This window comes from Pandoraea sp. XJJ-1, assembly GCF_026802345.1.
Classification (GTDB): domain Bacteria; phylum Pseudomonadota; class Gammaproteobacteria; order Burkholderiales; family Burkholderiaceae; genus Pandoraea; species Pandoraea cepalis.
Window position 1 is genome coordinate 3,921,556 of record NZ_CP113827.1, and the last position, 15,555, is coordinate 3,937,110.

General features: G+C 62.7%; 16 protein-coding genes. 7 read left to right on the forward strand and 9 right to left on the reverse strand.

All coding sequences use genetic code 11. The features are described from left to right. Nucleotides 1–43 precede the first annotated feature (43 nt). Nucleotides 44–367 (reverse strand): AzlD domain-containing protein, encoded by a 324-nt coding sequence (locus OYT13_RS18090; RefSeq protein ID WP_017231600.1) that lies wholly within the window; start codon nucleotides 365–367, stop codon nucleotides 44–46. After that, on the reverse strand, nucleotides 364–1,149 hold the full coding sequence (locus OYT13_RS18095; protein ID WP_017231601.1) for an AzlC family ABC transporter permease: 786 nt from the start codon (nucleotides 1,147–1,149) through the stop codon (nucleotides 364–366). The genes OYT13_RS18090 and OYT13_RS18095 overlap by 4 nt, the downstream gene beginning before the upstream one ends. Nucleotides 1,150–1,604: 455 nt before the next feature. Between OYT13_RS18095 and OYT13_RS18100 the strand changes: the two genes are divergently transcribed. The 5 genes from OYT13_RS18100 (at nucleotide 1,605) to OYT13_RS18120 (ending at nucleotide 5,174) form a co-directional block, all read left to right on the forward strand. After that, entirely contained in the window at nucleotides 1,605–1,802 is a 198-nt protein-coding gene (locus OYT13_RS18100) for a zinc-finger domain-containing protein (RefSeq protein ID WP_010808463.1), read from the forward strand. A 107-nt stretch (nucleotides 1,803–1,909) separates the two neighbouring features. After that, entirely contained in the window at nucleotides 1,910–2,935 is a 1,026-nt protein-coding gene (gene waaF / locus OYT13_RS18105) for a lipopolysaccharide heptosyltransferase II (protein WP_017231602.1), read from the forward strand. Nucleotides 2,936–2,995: 60 nt separating this feature from the next. Continuing rightward, nucleotides 2,996–3,451: a nuclear transport factor 2 family protein gene (locus OYT13_RS18110; RefSeq protein WP_017231603.1), complete on the forward strand. Its 456-nt coding sequence runs from the start codon at nucleotides 2,996–2,998 to the stop codon at nucleotides 3,449–3,451. Between the two features lie 16 nt (nucleotides 3,452–3,467). Beyond that, the gene (locus OYT13_RS18115) at nucleotides 3,468–4,499 is read left to right on the forward strand and encodes a YheT family hydrolase (RefSeq protein ID WP_268566747.1); all 1,032 of its coding nucleotides are present in this window, start codon (nucleotides 3,468–3,470) and stop codon (nucleotides 4,497–4,499) included. 9 nt (nucleotides 4,500–4,508) lie between these two features. Beyond that, nucleotides 4,509–5,174, forward strand: coding sequence for a DUF2946 family protein (locus OYT13_RS18120; RefSeq protein ID WP_261938141.1), 666 nt, complete (start codon nucleotides 4,509–4,511; stop codon nucleotides 5,172–5,174). Between the two features lie 12 nt (nucleotides 5,175–5,186). Here the strand turns inward: OYT13_RS18120 and OYT13_RS18125 are convergent, their stop codons facing one another. The 3 genes from OYT13_RS18125 to OYT13_RS18135 form a co-directional block, all read right to left on the reverse strand. Then, nucleotides 5,187–6,410 carry a hypothetical protein gene (locus tag OYT13_RS18125; RefSeq protein WP_268566748.1) on the reverse strand — a complete coding sequence of 408 codons (1,224 nt, stop codon included), beginning with the start codon at nucleotides 6,408–6,410 and terminating at the stop codon, nucleotides 5,187–5,189. Nucleotides 6,411–6,539: 129 nt separating this feature from the next. Continuing rightward, nucleotides 6,540–6,902 carry a hypothetical protein gene (locus OYT13_RS18130; RefSeq protein ID WP_017231607.1) on the reverse strand — a complete coding sequence of 121 codons (363 nt, stop codon included), beginning with the start codon at nucleotides 6,900–6,902 and terminating at the stop codon, nucleotides 6,540–6,542. 321 nt (nucleotides 6,903–7,223) lie between these two features. Continuing rightward, the gene (locus OYT13_RS18135; protein WP_369751539.1) at nucleotides 7,224–8,711 is read right to left on the reverse strand and encodes a M48 family metalloprotease; all 1,488 of its coding nucleotides are present in this window, start codon (nucleotides 8,709–8,711) and stop codon (nucleotides 7,224–7,226) included. 413 nt (nucleotides 8,712–9,124) lie between these two features. Here OYT13_RS18135 and moaC point away from each other — a divergent pair, with 413 nt between their 5' ends. Further along, a complete protein-coding gene (moaC, locus tag OYT13_RS18140; RefSeq protein ID WP_017231609.1) occupies nucleotides 9,125–9,604 on the forward strand; it encodes a cyclic pyranopterin monophosphate synthase MoaC in 480 nt (159 codons plus the stop codon). An 84-nt stretch (nucleotides 9,605–9,688) separates the two neighbouring features. Here the strand turns inward: moaC and OYT13_RS18145 are convergent, their stop codons facing one another. Next, on the reverse strand, nucleotides 9,689–10,900 hold the full coding sequence (locus OYT13_RS18145; protein WP_268566749.1) for an MFS transporter: 1,212 nt from the start codon (nucleotides 10,898–10,900) through the stop codon (nucleotides 9,689–9,691). Between the two features lie 103 nt (nucleotides 10,901–11,003). Between OYT13_RS18145 and OYT13_RS18150 the strand changes: the two genes are divergently transcribed. Then, entirely contained in the window at nucleotides 11,004–11,969 is a 966-nt protein-coding gene (locus OYT13_RS18150) for a LysR substrate-binding domain-containing protein (RefSeq protein WP_268566750.1), read from the forward strand. 142 nt (nucleotides 11,970–12,111) lie between these two features. On the opposite strand, the gene groL is transcribed toward OYT13_RS18150, so the two are convergent. From groL to OYT13_RS18165, 3 genes are all read right to left on the reverse strand, one after another. After that, nucleotides 12,112–13,758 carry a chaperonin GroEL gene (gene groL, locus OYT13_RS18155; RefSeq protein WP_017231612.1) on the reverse strand — a complete coding sequence of 549 codons (1,647 nt, stop codon included), beginning with the start codon at nucleotides 13,756–13,758 and terminating at the stop codon, nucleotides 12,112–12,114. 49 nt (nucleotides 13,759–13,807) lie between these two features. Next, the gene (gene groES / locus OYT13_RS18160) at nucleotides 13,808–14,098 is read right to left on the reverse strand and encodes a co-chaperone GroES (RefSeq protein WP_017231613.1); all 291 of its coding nucleotides are present in this window, start codon (nucleotides 14,096–14,098) and stop codon (nucleotides 13,808–13,810) included. Nucleotides 14,099–14,747: 649 nt separating this feature from the next. After that, nucleotides 14,748–15,554, reverse strand: a complete 807-nt coding sequence (locus OYT13_RS18165) for an oxidoreductase (RefSeq protein ID WP_261938135.1) — start codon at nucleotides 15,552–15,554, stop codon at nucleotides 14,748–14,750. Nucleotide 15,555: the final 1 nt, after the last annotated feature.

Sequence of the window (15,555 nt, forward strand, 5' to 3'; positions counted from 1 at the left end):
ATCCGCCCGTCCAGATGCCCATTTTGGCCGACGAGGGTTCCGCCTACAGGAACAGACGGCAGAGCGTGTAGACGGCCATGCCGACGACAATCATCTCGATCATGTTGCGTCGCCAGACGAACCAGCCGGTGGCGGCCACGGCCGCGGCCAGCTTGGGATTGTGCAGATGCAGCGAGAACTGGTGATCGAGCAGCAGCACCTCGGGCACCACGATGACGGCGAGCGCCGCCGCCGGGGCGTAGCGCAGCGCGCGTTGCAAGCGCTGCGGCAGCGTCACGCGGTCTCCCGCGAGCAGGAAGAACGTGCGCGTGACGATGGTAATGGCCGTCATCGCCACGAAGGAGAGCCAGATTTCGACCGTACTCATGAGCGACGCTCTCCCGAACGACTGGGCTGGGCGCCGTCGCGCGCGGCCGCGGGGGGATTCGCCAACGCGAGCCGCTTCGCCTGACGCGCCGAAAGTTCGTCGCAAACCATGCCGGCGGCGAGCGCGCCGACCACCCCGAGCACGAGATTGAGCCGATACGGCAAATCGAAGGCGAGCAGGCCGAGGACCGATGCCAGCGTGACCGCCAGCATCGTCGAGCGACTGGTGATCGTGTGAACCATCATCGGAATGAGGGCGAGCGTGCCCGCGAAGGCGAGGCCCCAGCTATCCGGCACGAGCGCGCCGAGCAGGATGCCGAGAATCGACGACACGTGCCAGACCGCCCAATTGCTGAGCGTGATGCCGTAGTAGGTCCCCTCCTTGCCCGGGACATAGCCGCTCGCGAACTTCTGGTTCATGAACATCACGAATCCGAGGTCGCCATTGACATAGCCGAGCACGATGCGCCGCGGCAGCGACAAATAAGAGAAATGCGGCTGGAGCGCGGCGCTGAAGATCACAAAGCGCAGATTGACGATGCCGACCGTGAGCAGAATCGTCCACAAGGGCATGCCGGCGGCGAACAGCGGCAACGAGGCCAACTGGGCCGATCCGGCATAGAGCATCAGGCTCATGCCGATGGCCTGGGGCACCGTCAGTATCGATTTGCCCATGGCGACCCCGGTCACGAGTCCCCACGAGAAGATGGCTGGCAACAGCGGCGAAATAATGCGGAAACCGGCCCTGAACCCGTCACGTTCAGCGGCTGGCAGACGAAGCATTGGCATGGTCGGCTTGGGGGGCGAGCACCGAGCCGTTCGGCGCAGTGTCTGGCATTGCGGGGCAAAGCGGTCCCGACGGCGCCCGGCACGCCCATGATGACCGCTGGCGGTCACAGCGCCCGCCAGGGTTGCCGGAGTGTCTCCTGAATATCGTCATCGTTGGCGGCGAGCGTCCGGTCATTATAGCCAGGGTAAATATTTACTTACCACGTCGAAAGCGCATATCCGGGCGTTTTTGCGAGGGCAACGGACGAGGTGTCGCGTACGCGCCACGCGGGACTTCGACGGTGACAGGAACTGGCAAGCGTCGCGGCTGCGGGCGCTGCGAGCCATCCGCAAAGGGCCGTGGCTGCTTTACAATAGCGACTTTTGGTAAGCGTGCGGGCGACGGCTTCGTCCTTTGCACCGGCCATGCAATCCCCAATCGTCCGAATACCCATCACGGTCCGAACCCCATGAGCGAAGTCAAACAAATGCCGGTCGTCGAAGTCGGCGCCGAAGATCTGCCGGTCCATTGCCCGAATCCGAAGATGGAAGCCTGGAGCGCCCATCCGCGCGTGTTCATCGATGTGACGCATGGCGAAGCGGCCTGTCCGTACTGCGGCACGCGTTATCGCGTGAAGGCCGGGGTCGTGCTCAAGGGTCACCACTGAGCCGGCTGCCGTTGCTCCAACCGGGCGCAGCCGACTGCGGTTGCCCTGTACCGCCCGGTTGACTGTCCGTATCTTCGCAACGCTTAACGTTTAGAGTCTCCGCCACGATGCATAAAGCCTTGGTGATCGCCCCCAACTGGATTGGGGACGCGCTGATGGCGCAGCCGTTGTTCACCCTGCTCAAGCGCCTGCATCCGCGTCTGACCATCGACGCGATCGCGCCCAGCTGGGTCGCCCCGGTGCTGGAACGCATGCCGGAGATTTCGCGCGTCGTCGCCACCGACCTCGCGCACGGCAAGTTGCAGCCGCTGGAGCGCTACCGGCTCGCGAGCGTGCTCGCCGACGAGGGGTACGACGCCGCCTATGTGCTGCCGAACTCGCTGAAGTCGTCGCTGATTCCGTGGCTGGCGCGCATTCCGTTGCGCATTGGCTACAAGGGCGAGCACCGCTACGGTCTGCTCAACGTGCGCCACGCCAATCCGCGCAAAGACGAGCGGCCGCCCATGGTGCGGCACTACGCTGCGCTCGCGTTCGCGCCCGGGGCCAAGTTGCCCGATGCGCTGCCCACGCCGCGCATCGACGCCGACCTGAACGAGTCGGCGCGTGTCTTCGCGCGCTTCGGCCTTGATCTGCGCGTACCGCTCGTGGTGTTCTGCCCGGGTGCAGAGTTCGGACCGGCCAAGCGCTGGCCGCCGGGCCATTTCGCGCAGTTGGCTCAGTTGGTTCGCCGCTCGTTCCCGTATGCGCAAATCATTGCGCTCGGCTCGGGCAAGGACGGTGCGCTCGCGCAGCAAATCGCCGCCGATGCGCCGTTCGTGCGCAACCTGTGTGGACAGACGTCGCTGGCCGAGGCGTGCGCGCTGCTGGCCCGCGCCAATGCGGTGGTGAGCAACGACTCGGGCCTGATGCATGTGACAGCCGCATTGCGCCGCCCGCAGATTGCCCTGTTCGGATCGTCCGATCCGCGCCACACACCGCCGCTGTCCGACCAGGCGCATATCCTGTGGCTACAATTGGAGTGCAGCCCGTGTTTTGCCCGCGAATGCCCGTTGGGCCACACCCGCTGCCTCAATGAGCTGATGCCCGAACACGTATTCGCGAATTTGCGCAACATCCTGCTCACGCAGCGCTGATGTGGTCCATGACGGCGGCGCGCTCAGCTCGATTCCGGTAACACTCAACGGTAAATCCACATGCCACGTTTTGTCCGTCTGTTCGATGCCGCCAGTGAAACCATCACGGCCTTTTACGATGCGCTGCGCCGTGGGCAGACGGATCGCGCCATGTCGCTGTGGGCGAACGAGGATTTCGTCAGCTACATTCGCGCCGACGGCACCCGCTGGGACGGTCTCGAGCAGATCCGCAACGGTCTGGTCGCCCAGTTCACGCAAAGCGTGGTGCTCATCGACTCGCTGGATACGACCGAGTACGACACCGTTGGCACGGTCGTGCACACGGCGACCGAAGCAATGCGCGTCGGCAAGGAAGACGCCGGCCAGACGACCGCCCAGCTCATCCACACGACTTACGTGCTGGTGCACGAGCAGGGCGACTGGCGCTTCGCCCATATCCACTCCAGCCCGTTGCCGCCGCATGCTGTCGAGCAGTTCAGCCTGATGATGCACGCGCGTCCGGACGGGCTGCACTGAGCGCGGCGGTACGACGATGACGGCGCGCCCCGCGACGTTTCTTCCCCTGGATTACCGGCCGCCGCGGTGGCTGCCCGACGGGCATAGTCAGACGATCTACCCGGCACTGCTGGGTCGACGCCCGTGCGTCGAATTCCGTCGCGAAACGTGGGACACGCCCGACGGCGACTTCGTCGATGTCGACTGGCTGGTTGCCCCGCCCGCGGCGCAGAAAGCCCCGCCCGCGCCCGAAGGGCTGGTGGAGACACCGCTCGTCGTGCTCTTCCATGGACTGGAGGGCGGGTCCGGCAGCCACTACGCCCGCACCCTGATGCGCGAAGTCGAAGCGCAGGGGTGGCGCGGCGTGATTCCCCACTTCCGCAGTTGCAGCGGCCGCATGAACCGCGCGCCGCGCTTTTATCACTCCGGCGACAGTACCGAGGTCGACTGGATGTTGCGGCGCTTGCGTGCGAACGCGTCCGGCCCGATCTTTGCGGCGGGCGTGTCGCTGGGCGGCAATGTATTGCTGCGCTGGCTCGGCGAGCGCGAGGGGCATGCGGCGCAAGTGGTGAGTGCCGCGTGCGCGATTTCGGCGCCGCTCGATTTACGCGCGGGCGGACTGGCGCTCTCGCACGGTTTCAATATGGTGTACACGCGCAATTTTCTGGGCACGCTCAAGAAGAAGGCGCTCGCGAAGCTCGACCAATACCCCGGGCTGTACGACCGCGATCGGATGATGGCCGCGCGCGATCTCGGCGAATTCGATCATGTGGTGACGGCCCCCTTGCATGGTTATCACAGTGCCTTCGACTATTACACGCGCGCGTCGAGCAAGCCGATTCTGCCGGCCATCGAAGTGCCGACGCTGGTCATCAATGCCCGCAACGACCCGTTCCAGCCGGCCAATGTGTTGCCGGGCGAAGACGACGTCGGTCGCCACGTGCGGCTCCTGCAGCCGGCGCACGGCGGACACGTCGGCTTCATGAGTGGGCCGTTTCCGGGCGGCATGACATGGATGCCGCACACGGTCATCGACTACTTCCGTCAATTTTTGCCGACTCCGGCCTGAAGGTGCCTCATGGATGAAATCGTTCGACAGGCGATGGCCAAGTGGCCCAACGTGCCGCATTGTTACGGCTGGCTCGCGCTCGACCGGCGCGGTCAGTGGCGCATGCGCGACGACGCGGCGCAGGCGGCGGGCACGGCTGGCGATCCGATTCGTCATGCAGCGCTCGTCGCGTTCATCGCGCGCAATTACGCCAGCGACGACGCCGGGCGGTGGTACTTCCAGAATGGGCCGCAACGTGTGTATGTGGCGCTTGCGTACGCCCCGTTTGTGGTCCGGCTGACGTGGGATGCCGCGGCGAACGACGGTCGCGGCGCACCGGTGTTGACGGACCAACTGGGCCATGCTTTCGTGCCGCAGGCGTGTCTGCTCGACGAGGACGGCAACGTCGCGTTCGTGGGGGCGGTGTCTGGCGGCGAGGAGAATGGGAGATCGACGCCGAACGCGCCGCTCGCGTTGCTGCACGATCACGACATCGATCTGCTCACGCAGGTGTCCGATCTGGCGCAGGCCTTCGAGATTGCGCAAACGTCGGACGATACCGCCGACGCCAAGGGCGCGGTGCGGCTGCATTGGCGCAACGGCGATTCACTCCCGTTCGCGACGACCCATGCGGGCACCCTGCCGCAGACGTATGGGTTCGAGCGCACCCCGCGGGCCGACGATCAATCGGCGTGAGTCAATGCGCCCTTACGCCGCGACATCTCGTCGCACTGGCGCGGACTCGCCAAATGCATCGGGATATCGGCTCGTATAGAAGCGCTCGACGCCATCGCCAGCGTCGTTCTCGCTGAGCAATTTCCACGGTTCACGCGCGAGACACGACGCCAATCCGGCGATGCAGACCAGCCCGCCGTACAACCACCATCCCCCACTCATGTTGCCCAAAGCGTTCGCGGCACCGTAAAGTGTGAATGACAGCATGCTCGCCATCTGTCCCGCCAGCAGCGTTGCGCTCGCGACTCTAACCCGCACGGAAGATGGCATCGCAATCACCCGCCGATCGATGCCGTTCATGGACAAACACGCACCGAATACGCCAGCCGACATCAAGCACCCACCCAGTGCGGCAACGGAATCGACAGCCGTTGCCACGGCAAGACTAGCGCCCAGCGCCGCCCAAATCGCAATGTAACCCAGCCTGTGTTGCAGTGCGCCGGAGAGGATAGGGTGAAAAACAACAACCCCTGCAATCGATCCGACGACGAATGCGGCAATCAACCAACCGACCTGCGCGTCCGGTAGTGTCGCGTGTTGAACGAGTTGAGGAATCAGCATCGGAACGATCCCTGCCGTCGCGATAACCAGCAACATGTCGCAGAGCGTGAAGAAGCGTTCCGCCGGCAACCGGATTTTCAGTGTAAATCCAGCAAACGCACGACGAAACCATGTTCTCGCGGGGGCAGGTGCTGACGTCCCGATCCCGGACATCGAAGGCAGTACTGGAAGTCGTGACAGCAGGGGCAGAAAAGCGCCCCCGAACAATGCAACACACCACAAAGCGTATTGGTGAGTGCTGAGTAGTAAGGCGGCGGCGGCGAACAACGGCCCGATAATACGACCGAGATTGACCGTAACCCGCTTCAGGCGGAACGCGGATAACACACGCGCTTTCTCGACAAGCTCCGCCGGGTAGATGCTAAGTAGCGGTTGTAAGACGGCGAAGGCGGCGACCGCCACCATGTCATTCACCATCCAAAAAGTGACGCTATGCGTTGCACTTGCAATCACCACCCGCGACACGCCGCATAGCACGATGATCACACATGCCCAGCGCAGGACCTTACTGCGGGACAACCCCTCAGTCCATGAAGCCGCCACCGGCAGCGCGATGAAGGCACTTGTGGCGAGCGCTATCTCGTACGCTACGACGCCCGCGGTGCCGAAGCGGCCGAGCAATACGATGGGAACCATTGCGTTCCACATGCCTAGGTAGGCCGCAAGGAGAAAATCCAACGACAGGTAAACGCGGAATGGGGACACGGTGCGAGGTCAAAGAGCAACCACGACCGAACGTCGGCCGTGGCAGCCACTAGGCGAATGTTAGCGGGCGGCTACGAAATGCTCGACATTGGCGTCGACCCAATCGACACCAAATTGCTTCAGCAATCGCGTATGCATGTTGTTTAAATAGACATCCCGATGCTCGGAAAAATACTTGGCATCAAACCAGCGCACGCCAAAGTACAAGGTATTCCCCCGAATTCCGACTGGATTTTGCCAATCGTATTGGACGTCCTCCTCTGGCCGCAAGCTCAGCCGAAGATCAGACTTACGAATCTCTTCGACACATTGGCGCAGGTTATCGCGGTCGCCAAACTTGATTCGGCATTTCGTTAAAGCAACAATCGGCTTGTTAATGGGTCGCTCGTTGTCTATCACGACTTCGTACTGGCAATTCTCCATACTTCACCTCATTCAGTGAATATTGGTCGAAAAGTTCGCAGCGAAATCACACTGCGAAGCGAGCACGGTACCGTGTCGCCATACTCGCCAATCGAAGTGTTGTATGCAATAGGAGTGCGTCAGAAACCCAAATGGGAAAACTCCGATGTTCCAATTTCTCCGTGATCTTTTGGGATCGACACTCGAAAAATAGCGAAAACCCCAAGATATTCACGCTTCGCCAGTTTCACATGGCGGGCGCTTTCCGATAGATTAAAAGCAACGGCGCAACTCGCACGCGAATAAGTGTACGCAACTTCGCAGCACGCGCCGCTTATCCCCTTATCCGGCCAGTTTGCCGAAGTCCTTCTCGTCTTCCTTGTCGTCCTTGTAGCGGCGCTGGAACTCGTGAAGTCGCGCGTCGATGACCGACATCTCGTAAAAGCTGGCGTCGCCGGCCTCACGCGCGAGCTTCAACTGGCTGACGGCCGCCATCCATTGCCCTTGCAGCGCATATTGTTCCGCCAATGCTGCGTGCTGACGCGTCCGCTTGCCGGCCGCGGCCCATGCCCCTGCCAGCGCCCGCCACCAGATGGGCTCGCTTCGATAGCGCTCGACCTGCGCTTGAAGGAACTTCGTCGCGTCGGGAATCCGCTGGCTGGCGACCAAGGCATCGGCATAAGCCATATCGGCGGCCTGCGAGAGTGGGAACGCGGCACGCGCCTGCGCGGCGACGCGCAAGGCTTCGTCCGGCTGGCCCGACAAGCGCGCGATATCCGACGCCAGCACAGCCAGACTCGGCGTACCCGGCCCCGTGCCACCGAAAGCCGCGCGCGACTTCTCCAGCGCCTCGCGCGCCGGCACCCAGCGACGCTGCTTGAACTCGGCCAGCGCCACCGCATACCATGCCGCCGCCACATTCGATGTGGTCTGCGCGCGGATCGCTGTGCGTTGCGCGTCGGCGATCGCCGCGTAATCGCTCGCGGACTTCTGCTGCAAGACGAGCGAGCGCGCCCGCACAAACGCATATTCGGGCGACTGCACAGGCTGACGATAAGCGGCAGTGCGCGAGCGATTGAGCATGTCGGCGATGCGATCCGTCGTCAGCGGGTGAGTCCGGACATATTCCGGCACGCCGGCTTCGTTGATCGAATCCGCGCGTTGCAGACGCTCGAAGAAGGTCGGCATCGCGTACGTGTCGAAGCCTGCCGCCTGGAGCAACTGGAAGCCGACGCGATCGGCCTCACGTTCCGCATCGCGCGAAAAACGCAGTTGCCGATCGACGGCAAGGCCTTGCCCGCCCATCGCGATTCCCATGCCGAGATCCGGGCTCCGTGCCCCGATGCCGGCGAGCAGACCGAGCAACATGCCGCCGAGGGCGATCCACGAGTTCTGCGACTGTTGGCCGAGCATGCGCGCGATGTGATGTTGCAGAACGTGCCCCGTCTCGTGTCCGATCACAGAAGCGAGTTCCGACTCGGTGCGCGTCGCGACGATCAATCCCGTGTTGATGCCGATGAAGCCCCCCGGCAGTGAGAAGGCGTTGATGTCCGAATCACGCACCACGAAGAATTCGAAACTCTGACTGGCGTCGAGTCCCACTGTGTGCGCGGCCGCCACGAGCTTGCCACCCAGGGCATTGACGTAATCGGAGAGCAGCAAATCCGACAGGTAATCGGGATCGGCGCGAATCTCCCGCATCACGCGCTCGCCGAGCTTGCGCTCCATCGCTGGCGACAAGTCCGCGGCAGAACTCTGGCCGAGGGACGGGAGCGACTGCGCGGCCGCCTGGGTGGGGATGACGACGGCGGCGAACGTCATTGCCGTCATTACGGGCAGCATGGCCAACGCCATGAAACGCCGCCACCGGGCGACGTGGCGCTCGGGGTGAGGCGGCTGGGACGACGGCTTCGGCATGGAGGTCATGCGCATCATGCGCCAGATGGGCGCCCTGGACCGGGCAATGAGAACGCGCGACACATGGGAATCAGGCGAGAGATGCCGATGGCGGCGCGAAACGAACATAACGAGCGGAACGAACGCGTCATGGAAATGGGCGCCGCTTGGCGCTGATCATTCAGGGCTGCTGCTATGATAGCAGCCAGACGCAGACGTTCCGCGGCATCGCCAAAACGTCGTCAATACAGGCAAAATTCATCCGAAACGGCGCTATCCTTTCGCTCGCAAAAGGCGCTCGCGAACCGTCTCCCGACACTATCGCAACCTCTTCTCAGCATCGACTCATGGCAGAACTCACCCACTTCGACACCGCCGGACAGGCCCACATGGTTGATGTCGGCAGCAAGGACAGCACGCATCGTGTTGCCGTGGCGCGCGGCACCATTCAGATGAAGCCGGAAACGCTGGCGCTGATTCGCACCGGCACGGCCAAGAAGGGTGACGTACTGGGTATTGCGCGCATTGCGGCCATCCAAGGCGCCAAGCGCACCGCCGATCTGATTCCGCTGTGTCATCCGCTCGCGCTTACGCGTGTGACGGTCGAGTTTCTGGTGGACGACGGCGCGAACGCCGTACACTGCCGCGCGCAGGTCGAAACCGTCGGTCGCACGGGGGTGGAGATGGAAGCGCTCACCGCGGTTCAAGTCGGCTTGCTGACGATCTATGACATGTGCAAGGCCGTCGATCGCGGCATGACGATCACCGATGTGCGCGTGCTGGAGAAGCACGGCGGGAAGTCGGGCGATTGGGTGGCGCAGGACTAAGCCAGCGGCGGAGTCCTCGACACCCGACACCAAAGATGGCGGGCTCGCTATGCGAACCGCCCCATACGGTCAACACACGCCGCGTCACGCGGCGGCGACCTTGCCCGCGCCCTGACGTTGGGGCCAGAAGTACCACACTGCCCCCAGCGCTTGCAGTGCGATCAGGCCCGTCCAAGCGGAGAAATGCGCCTGCGCGCTGTGCGCCGCGTAAGTGCCGAGCACGGCCCCGACGCCCACCTGACACAAGAAGATCAACAGAAAGATGACGAGCGTGAGCGACGTATTGACGCGCCCGATCAACGTGCCGTGGAAATGCTCCGCCAACACCGCATACGACAGGATGCCCGTGCCACCAAAGATGCCATAGGCGGCCCAAAGCCAGACCGGTGGAATCGGCGCACGCATCAACAACAGCGACTGCACCACGACGAACAGCACCATCCCGGCGCCGGAAAATGCGAACACGCTCACGCCACGGCGTTCGAGCGAGCGCGCGGCCGCACCGAACACCACGCTCCCGGCCATCATCGCAAGCCCCACGACCGACACCAGCGAGGCAGCCTGCGAGGCCGACAGCCCTTCAACATCGCGCATGAACGGCGCCATCCATAGCGATTGCATTGCGTAGAACACGCCCTGCGTGATCCCCGAGAGCGAAGTCACTTTCCAGAACATTCCGCTTCCCAGCACCTGACGCACGCCCTTGAGCGCCTCGGACAACCCGCCTTGCGCGTGCGACCCCGGCTTCTCGGGCGCGCCGAACCAAAGCGCGGCCGACATGAAAACGGTTAACGCCGCCAGTCCGAACGACACGATGCGCCAGTCGGTCAGCCCGAGCAGCCAGTTGAGCGGTGTTCCCACCACGACGCCGCCCATGCCGCCCACGGCCATCACCAGGCCGTTGAGCAGCGGCAGACGTGCTACCGGAAACCATTGCGCCAATGCCTTGAAGGCGCTGCCCAGACACACCGACACGCCGACGCCGATCAGCAAGCGTCCCGCCATCAGCGCACCGACGCCTTGGGCCAGTCCGAACAGCGCGGCGCCCGCAGCCGCGAGCAGCAGCACCAGCGACGCCACCCGGCGCGGGCCGAACTTGTCGAGCAGCACGCCCGCGGGCAATTGCGCCCCGGCAAAGCCGAGGAAGTAGAGGCTCGTCAACAACCCGAGGTCGGCCGACGAGAGGCCGAGATCGCGCGTCATATACGGCGCAAACCCAATATTCACGCCGCGGTACACGTAGGAAACGAAGTATCCGCAGGCGAACAGGACGAAGATGCGAAGTGCCTTCGACATGAAGCCATACCTTAGTCATTTGCTCGGGTATCGATTGTCGGCGGAACGGCGCCCTGAAGCCAACGAAACCTTTGCGCCCGTATTGTGAGTAGAATTTGACATCATGATTCCTCACCTCCCTCCCCTCCAATCGCTGCGTGCACTTGAAGCTGCTGCCCGCCACCGTAGTTTTACGCGGGCGGCCGACGAATTGAATTTGACGCACAGCGCCGTGAGTCATCACATGCGCTCGCTCGAACAGCAACTCGGCACGGCGCTGTTTCGTCGCGTGGGGGCCCGCATGATCCCGACCAGTGTCGGGGCGCGTCTGGCCGAGCGAGTACGCGTTGGGATGTCGGAACTCATTGAGGCGATGACTGAAGCCCGGGCGGGCACGGCGTCGGGCGTGTCGCCCGCCGTCGTTCGTCTGGAAATCAGCGTCATGACCGATTTGGCGGCCCAATGGCTGATTCCTCGGCTGGGCCGCTTTAGCGAACAGCAGCCCCATATCGATCTGGTGGTGCGAATTCACGCGGATATTGCCGCGCCCGATCCGTATTCGGTCGACGTCGGCATCTGGCATCAACGGGTCGAGGCGACCGGGTTCGTCACGCGCAAGCTGCTCGATGACTATGTGATCGCCGTGTGCCACCCCGATCTGATCGCGCGTGTGCCCGGGTTCACGGTGGCCGATACGCACAAACTGCCGATGCTGCGCTTCGCCTATCGATCATGGCGCGATTGGCAGGTCGCCGCCGGACTGACGCCACATGAGCCGACGCGCGGGCCGATTTTCGACGACTCCGGGTTGCTCCTGCGTGCCGCTATGGCCGGACAAGGCGTCGCCACTACACGCAGCTTGCTCGTGCGAGATGCGCTCGCATCCGGCGAGCTGGTGCAGATTGGCGATGTCCGCATTGCACCGAGCCTCGAATATCACGTGAGCTGGCGGGAAAATCATCCGCGCGAGCGCGCGATTCACGCCTTCTGGCAGTGGATGCAGGATGAGATTGCGGCCACGACTCCGCTCGCCGTACCCAGTCTGCGACGCGGCGACGGCAACAGCGACGTGCCGATCGCCCAGGCATAAAAAAACGGCAACGAATTCCGAAGAATTCGTTGCCGTTTCCGGTGCGGACTTGCGCCACCGAATCGAAGATTCCGTGACGAAGTCCGGCGACCGAGGCAGGTGGGGTGCCTTGCGCCCCCCGTCATGCCGTCTCTTTCGAGACTTACATGCCCATGCCCATGCCGCCCATACCGCCCATGTCACCCATGCCGCCAGCCATCGGAGCATCTTCCTTCGGCAGTTCGGCAACAGCGCAATCGGTCGTGAGCAGCAGGCCCGACACCGAAGCGGCGTTTTGCAGTGCGGTGCGGGTGACCTTCGTCGGATCCACAACGCCCATTTCCACCAGGTCGCCGTACTCGCCGCTCGAAGCGTTGTAGCCGTAGTTGCCCTTGCCGGCAATCACGTTGGCCACAACGACGCTGGCTTCTTCGCCGCCGTTGGCGACGATCTGGCGCAGCGGTTCTTCCATGGCGCGCAGAACGATCTTGATACCGGCGTCCTGGTCAGGGTTGGCACCCTTGATGTCGGCCACGGCCACGCGAGCACGCAGCAGCGCAACACCACCGCCCGGGACGATGCCTTCTTCCACGGCAGCGCGGGTAGCGTGCAGCGCGTCTTCGACGCGTGCCTTCTTTTCCTTCATTTCGACTTCGGTCGCAGCGCCGACCTTGATCACGGCAACACCGCCGGCCAGCTTGGCCACGCGCTCTTGCAGCTTTTCACGGTCGTAGTCGCTCGTGGCTTCTTCGATCTGGGCACGGATTTGCTTGACGCGGGCTTCGATGTTCACGCCTTCGCCGGCACCATCGATGATGATGGTGTTTTCCTTGCCGATTTCGATGCGCTTGGCTTGGCCCAGTTCGTTGAGCGTGGCCTTTTCCAGCGTCAGGCCGATTTCTTCGGCGATGACCTGGCCGCCCGTCAGGATGGCGATGTCTTCCAGCATGGCCTTGCGGCGGTCGCCGAAGCCCGGAGCCTTGACGGCGCAGGTCTTCAGGATGCCACGGATGTTGTTGACCACCAGCGTTGCCAGGGCTTCGCCCTCAACGTCTTCGGCGATGATCAGCAGCGGACGGCCAGCCTTGGCGACTTGCTCGAGCACCGGCAGCAGGTCACGGATGTTCGAGACCTTCTTGTCGAACAGCAGGACGAACGGGTTTTCCAGGATCGCGACTTGCTTTTCCGGGGTGTTGATGAAGTACGGCGAGAGGTAGCCGCGGTCGAATTGCATACCTTCGACGACGTCCAGCTCGTCTTGCAGCGACTTGCCGTCTTCGACGGTGATCACGCCTTCCTTGCCGACCTTGTCCATCGCCTTGGCGATATAGTCACCGATCGAGGTATCGCTGTTGGCCGAGATCGAGCCGACTTGAGCGATTTCCTTGTTCGTCGTGCAGGGCTTGCTGATCTTGCGCAGTTCTTCGATGGCGGCGGCAACGGCCTTGTCGATACCGCGCTTCAGGTCCATCGGGTTCATGCCCGAGGCAACGTACTTCATGCCTTCGCGCACGATCGACTGGGCCAGCACCGTGGCGGTGGTGGTACCGTCACCGGCGTTGTCGCTGGTCTTGGAAGCCACTTCCTTGACCATTTGCGCGCCCATGTTCTGGAGCTTGTCCTTGAGTTCGATTTCCTTGGCGACCGACACACCGTCCTTGGTCACGGTCGGGCCGCCGAAGCTGCGCTCGAGCACGACGTTGCGGCCCTTCGGGCCCAGGGTCACCTTGACGGCGTTGGCGAGAATGTTGACGCCCTCGACCATCTTGGCACGAGCGGCATCGCCGAAAACGACTTCTTTAGCTGCCATTGCATTAACTCCTTGAATACTTTACGTAGATGTCTGGGGGGAGACAGTCTTAGGCGGCCACGACGGCCATGATGTCTTCTTCGCGCATGACCAGCAGTTCCTGGCCATCGACCTTCACGCTTTGGCCGGCGTACTTGCCGAACAAAACACGGTCGCCCACCTTCACATCGAGTGCGATCGACTTACCTTGATCGTCTTTCTTGCCCGGGCCGACGGCCAGGATCTCGCCCTGATCCGGCTTTTCAGCGGCGGCTTCAGGGATCACGATGCCCGATGCGGTCTTCGTTTCGTTGTCCAGGCGCTTGACAATCACGCGGTCATGCAAGGGACGAAGGTTCATTACAAGCTCCTCTTTCTCTCTGTGAGATCGACAAAACCTAAATATGCAAACATTTGCATATTTGGTGAATTCATGGCGTTAGCACTCTGCGCCAACGAGTGCTAATTATAGGGACGGGGTTTGACGATTTCAAGACGCGGGGTTTTCCCGGAGGTGAATTGTCTGTTGTCGAGATTCACTGAATTTTGAACGTTGTTCACTCAACGTTGAACTCGCCAGATCGACAGCCGAGACAACCCCTATGAAATCAATGACATACGGGACAATCGCAGCCCACCCCCTTGCCGGGCGTAAACGTTTGCTACTGACGATGCGACGAACCGCTACGAGGTTCGTACGGTGGGTCGCTATGGGCGTCAGGCGGTGTTCCCACAAGAAACCTAACGTCGGGTGGACTTTTGCTGGCTCTCGCGAACAACGGTAAGCCGTACGGAAGCGGCGAAAGACGCGCCTATACGCATCCAGTTGAGCCGCCATGTGTGCCCCGCCCACCGGTGGGCGTACGAGACCCGCTCGAGTGAAGACTTGTGTAACGCCGGAGGCCCGACGTCCCCCCGACTTCGGTAGCACTCGGCACTAAGAGAACCGGGTGTTAGGGTCGCATGGCGTGCTGATGCGACGCACAACATCTTCGCGGCGACGGAAGGGTTCACGCGAGCCCGAAAGTTTTCCTCAAGCTGGCATCGACCGGCCCGGAGGGCATGAAGCGCCGCAATTTTCTCAGGAGCGACGCCTGACCCGCGGGCGTACGACGCATACGCCAGCTGCCGAGCGCGGCTTCAACGATTGTGTTTGCCACGCCATCGGGTGCGGGAGCACCTTTGACGCTGTCGACGACGGCGCCCGATGCAAGCGCACGCTCGCGGTCATAGGCGGCGATATTCGAACTCGCTTGAGGCGCATTGACATCGAGATTGGTTCGGGTAAAGGACGGCTCGATCAGCGTTGCGCGGATGCCGAACTGGCGCACCTCGTGATCCAGTGTCTCGGTCAACCCCTCGACGGCATGCTTGGACGCCGCATAAAGTCCCATGTAAGGTGCCGGCAAAAAGCCGAGTACCGAACTGATATTGACGATCCGTCCGCGTCGTTGCGCCCGCATATAGGGAAGCACCGCCTGGGTCGTACGCAGAATACTGAATACGTTGGTATCGAGCAGCGCCGCAGCTTCGGCAACCGACGTTTCCTCAACCGCGCCGATCAGCGTCGTGCCGGCATTGTTGACGAGTACGTCGATACGTCCGGCGCGATCGACGATCGCATGAATCCCGGTTCGAACGGAAGCATCGTCGCGCACATCCATCTCCACCAGCTCAACGCCGGCCAATGGCACCGCTTTCGCGATGCTGCGCACGGTGCCAAATACGCGGCACCCGCGCTTCGCGAACTTCTCGGCGGTCGCGCGTCCGATTCCAGACGACACGCCGGTGACAACGACCACTTCGGAATTAGGCATA

Excerpts from the sequence above, each read along its gene's own strand:
- OYT13_RS18090 (WP_017231600.1), bottom strand. The coding sequence starts at position 367 with ATGAGTACGGTCGAAATCTGGCTCTCCTTCGTGGCGATGACGGCCATT.
- OYT13_RS18095 (WP_017231601.1), bottom strand. The coding sequence starts at position 1,149 with ATGCTTCGTCTGCCAGCCGCTGAACGTGACGGGTTCAGGGCCGGTTTC.
- OYT13_RS18100 (WP_010808463.1), top strand. The coding sequence starts at position 1,605 with ATGAGCGAAGTCAAACAAATGCCGGTCGTCGAAGTCGGCGCCGAAGAT.
- waaF (WP_017231602.1), top strand. The coding sequence starts at position 1,910 with ATGCATAAAGCCTTGGTGATCGCCCCCAACTGGATTGGGGACGCGCTG.
- OYT13_RS18110 (WP_017231603.1), top strand. The coding sequence starts at position 2,996 with ATGCCACGTTTTGTCCGTCTGTTCGATGCCGCCAGTGAAACCATCACG.
- OYT13_RS18115 (WP_268566747.1), top strand. The coding sequence starts at position 3,468 with ATGACGGCGCGCCCCGCGACGTTTCTTCCCCTGGATTACCGGCCGCCG.
- OYT13_RS18120 (WP_261938141.1), top strand. The coding sequence starts at position 4,509 with ATGGATGAAATCGTTCGACAGGCGATGGCCAAGTGGCCCAACGTGCCG.
- OYT13_RS18125 (WP_268566748.1), bottom strand. The coding sequence starts at position 6,410 with ATGGTTCCCATCGTATTGCTCGGCCGCTTCGGCACCGCGGGCGTCGTA.
- OYT13_RS18130 (WP_017231607.1), bottom strand. The coding sequence starts at position 6,902 with ATGGAGAATTGCCAGTACGAAGTCGTGATAGACAACGAGCGACCCATT.
- OYT13_RS18135 (WP_369751539.1), bottom strand. The coding sequence starts at position 8,711 with ATGACGGCAATGACGTTCGCCGCCGTCGTCATCCCCACCCAGGCGGCC.
- moaC (WP_017231609.1), top strand. The coding sequence starts at position 9,125 with ATGGCAGAACTCACCCACTTCGACACCGCCGGACAGGCCCACATGGTT.
- OYT13_RS18145 (WP_268566749.1), bottom strand. The coding sequence starts at position 10,900 with ATGTCGAAGGCACTTCGCATCTTCGTCCTGTTCGCCTGCGGATACTTC.
- OYT13_RS18150 (WP_268566750.1), top strand. The coding sequence starts at position 11,004 with ATGATTCCTCACCTCCCTCCCCTCCAATCGCTGCGTGCACTTGAAGCT.
- groL (WP_017231612.1), bottom strand. The coding sequence starts at position 13,758 with ATGGCAGCTAAAGAAGTCGTTTTCGGCGATGCCGCTCGTGCCAAGATG.
- groES (WP_017231613.1), bottom strand. The coding sequence starts at position 14,098 with ATGAACCTTCGTCCCTTGCATGACCGCGTGATTGTCAAGCGCCTGGAC.
- OYT13_RS18165 (WP_261938135.1), bottom strand. The coding sequence starts at position 15,554 with ATGCCTAATTCCGAAGTGGTCGTTGTCACCGGCGTGTCGTCTGGAATC.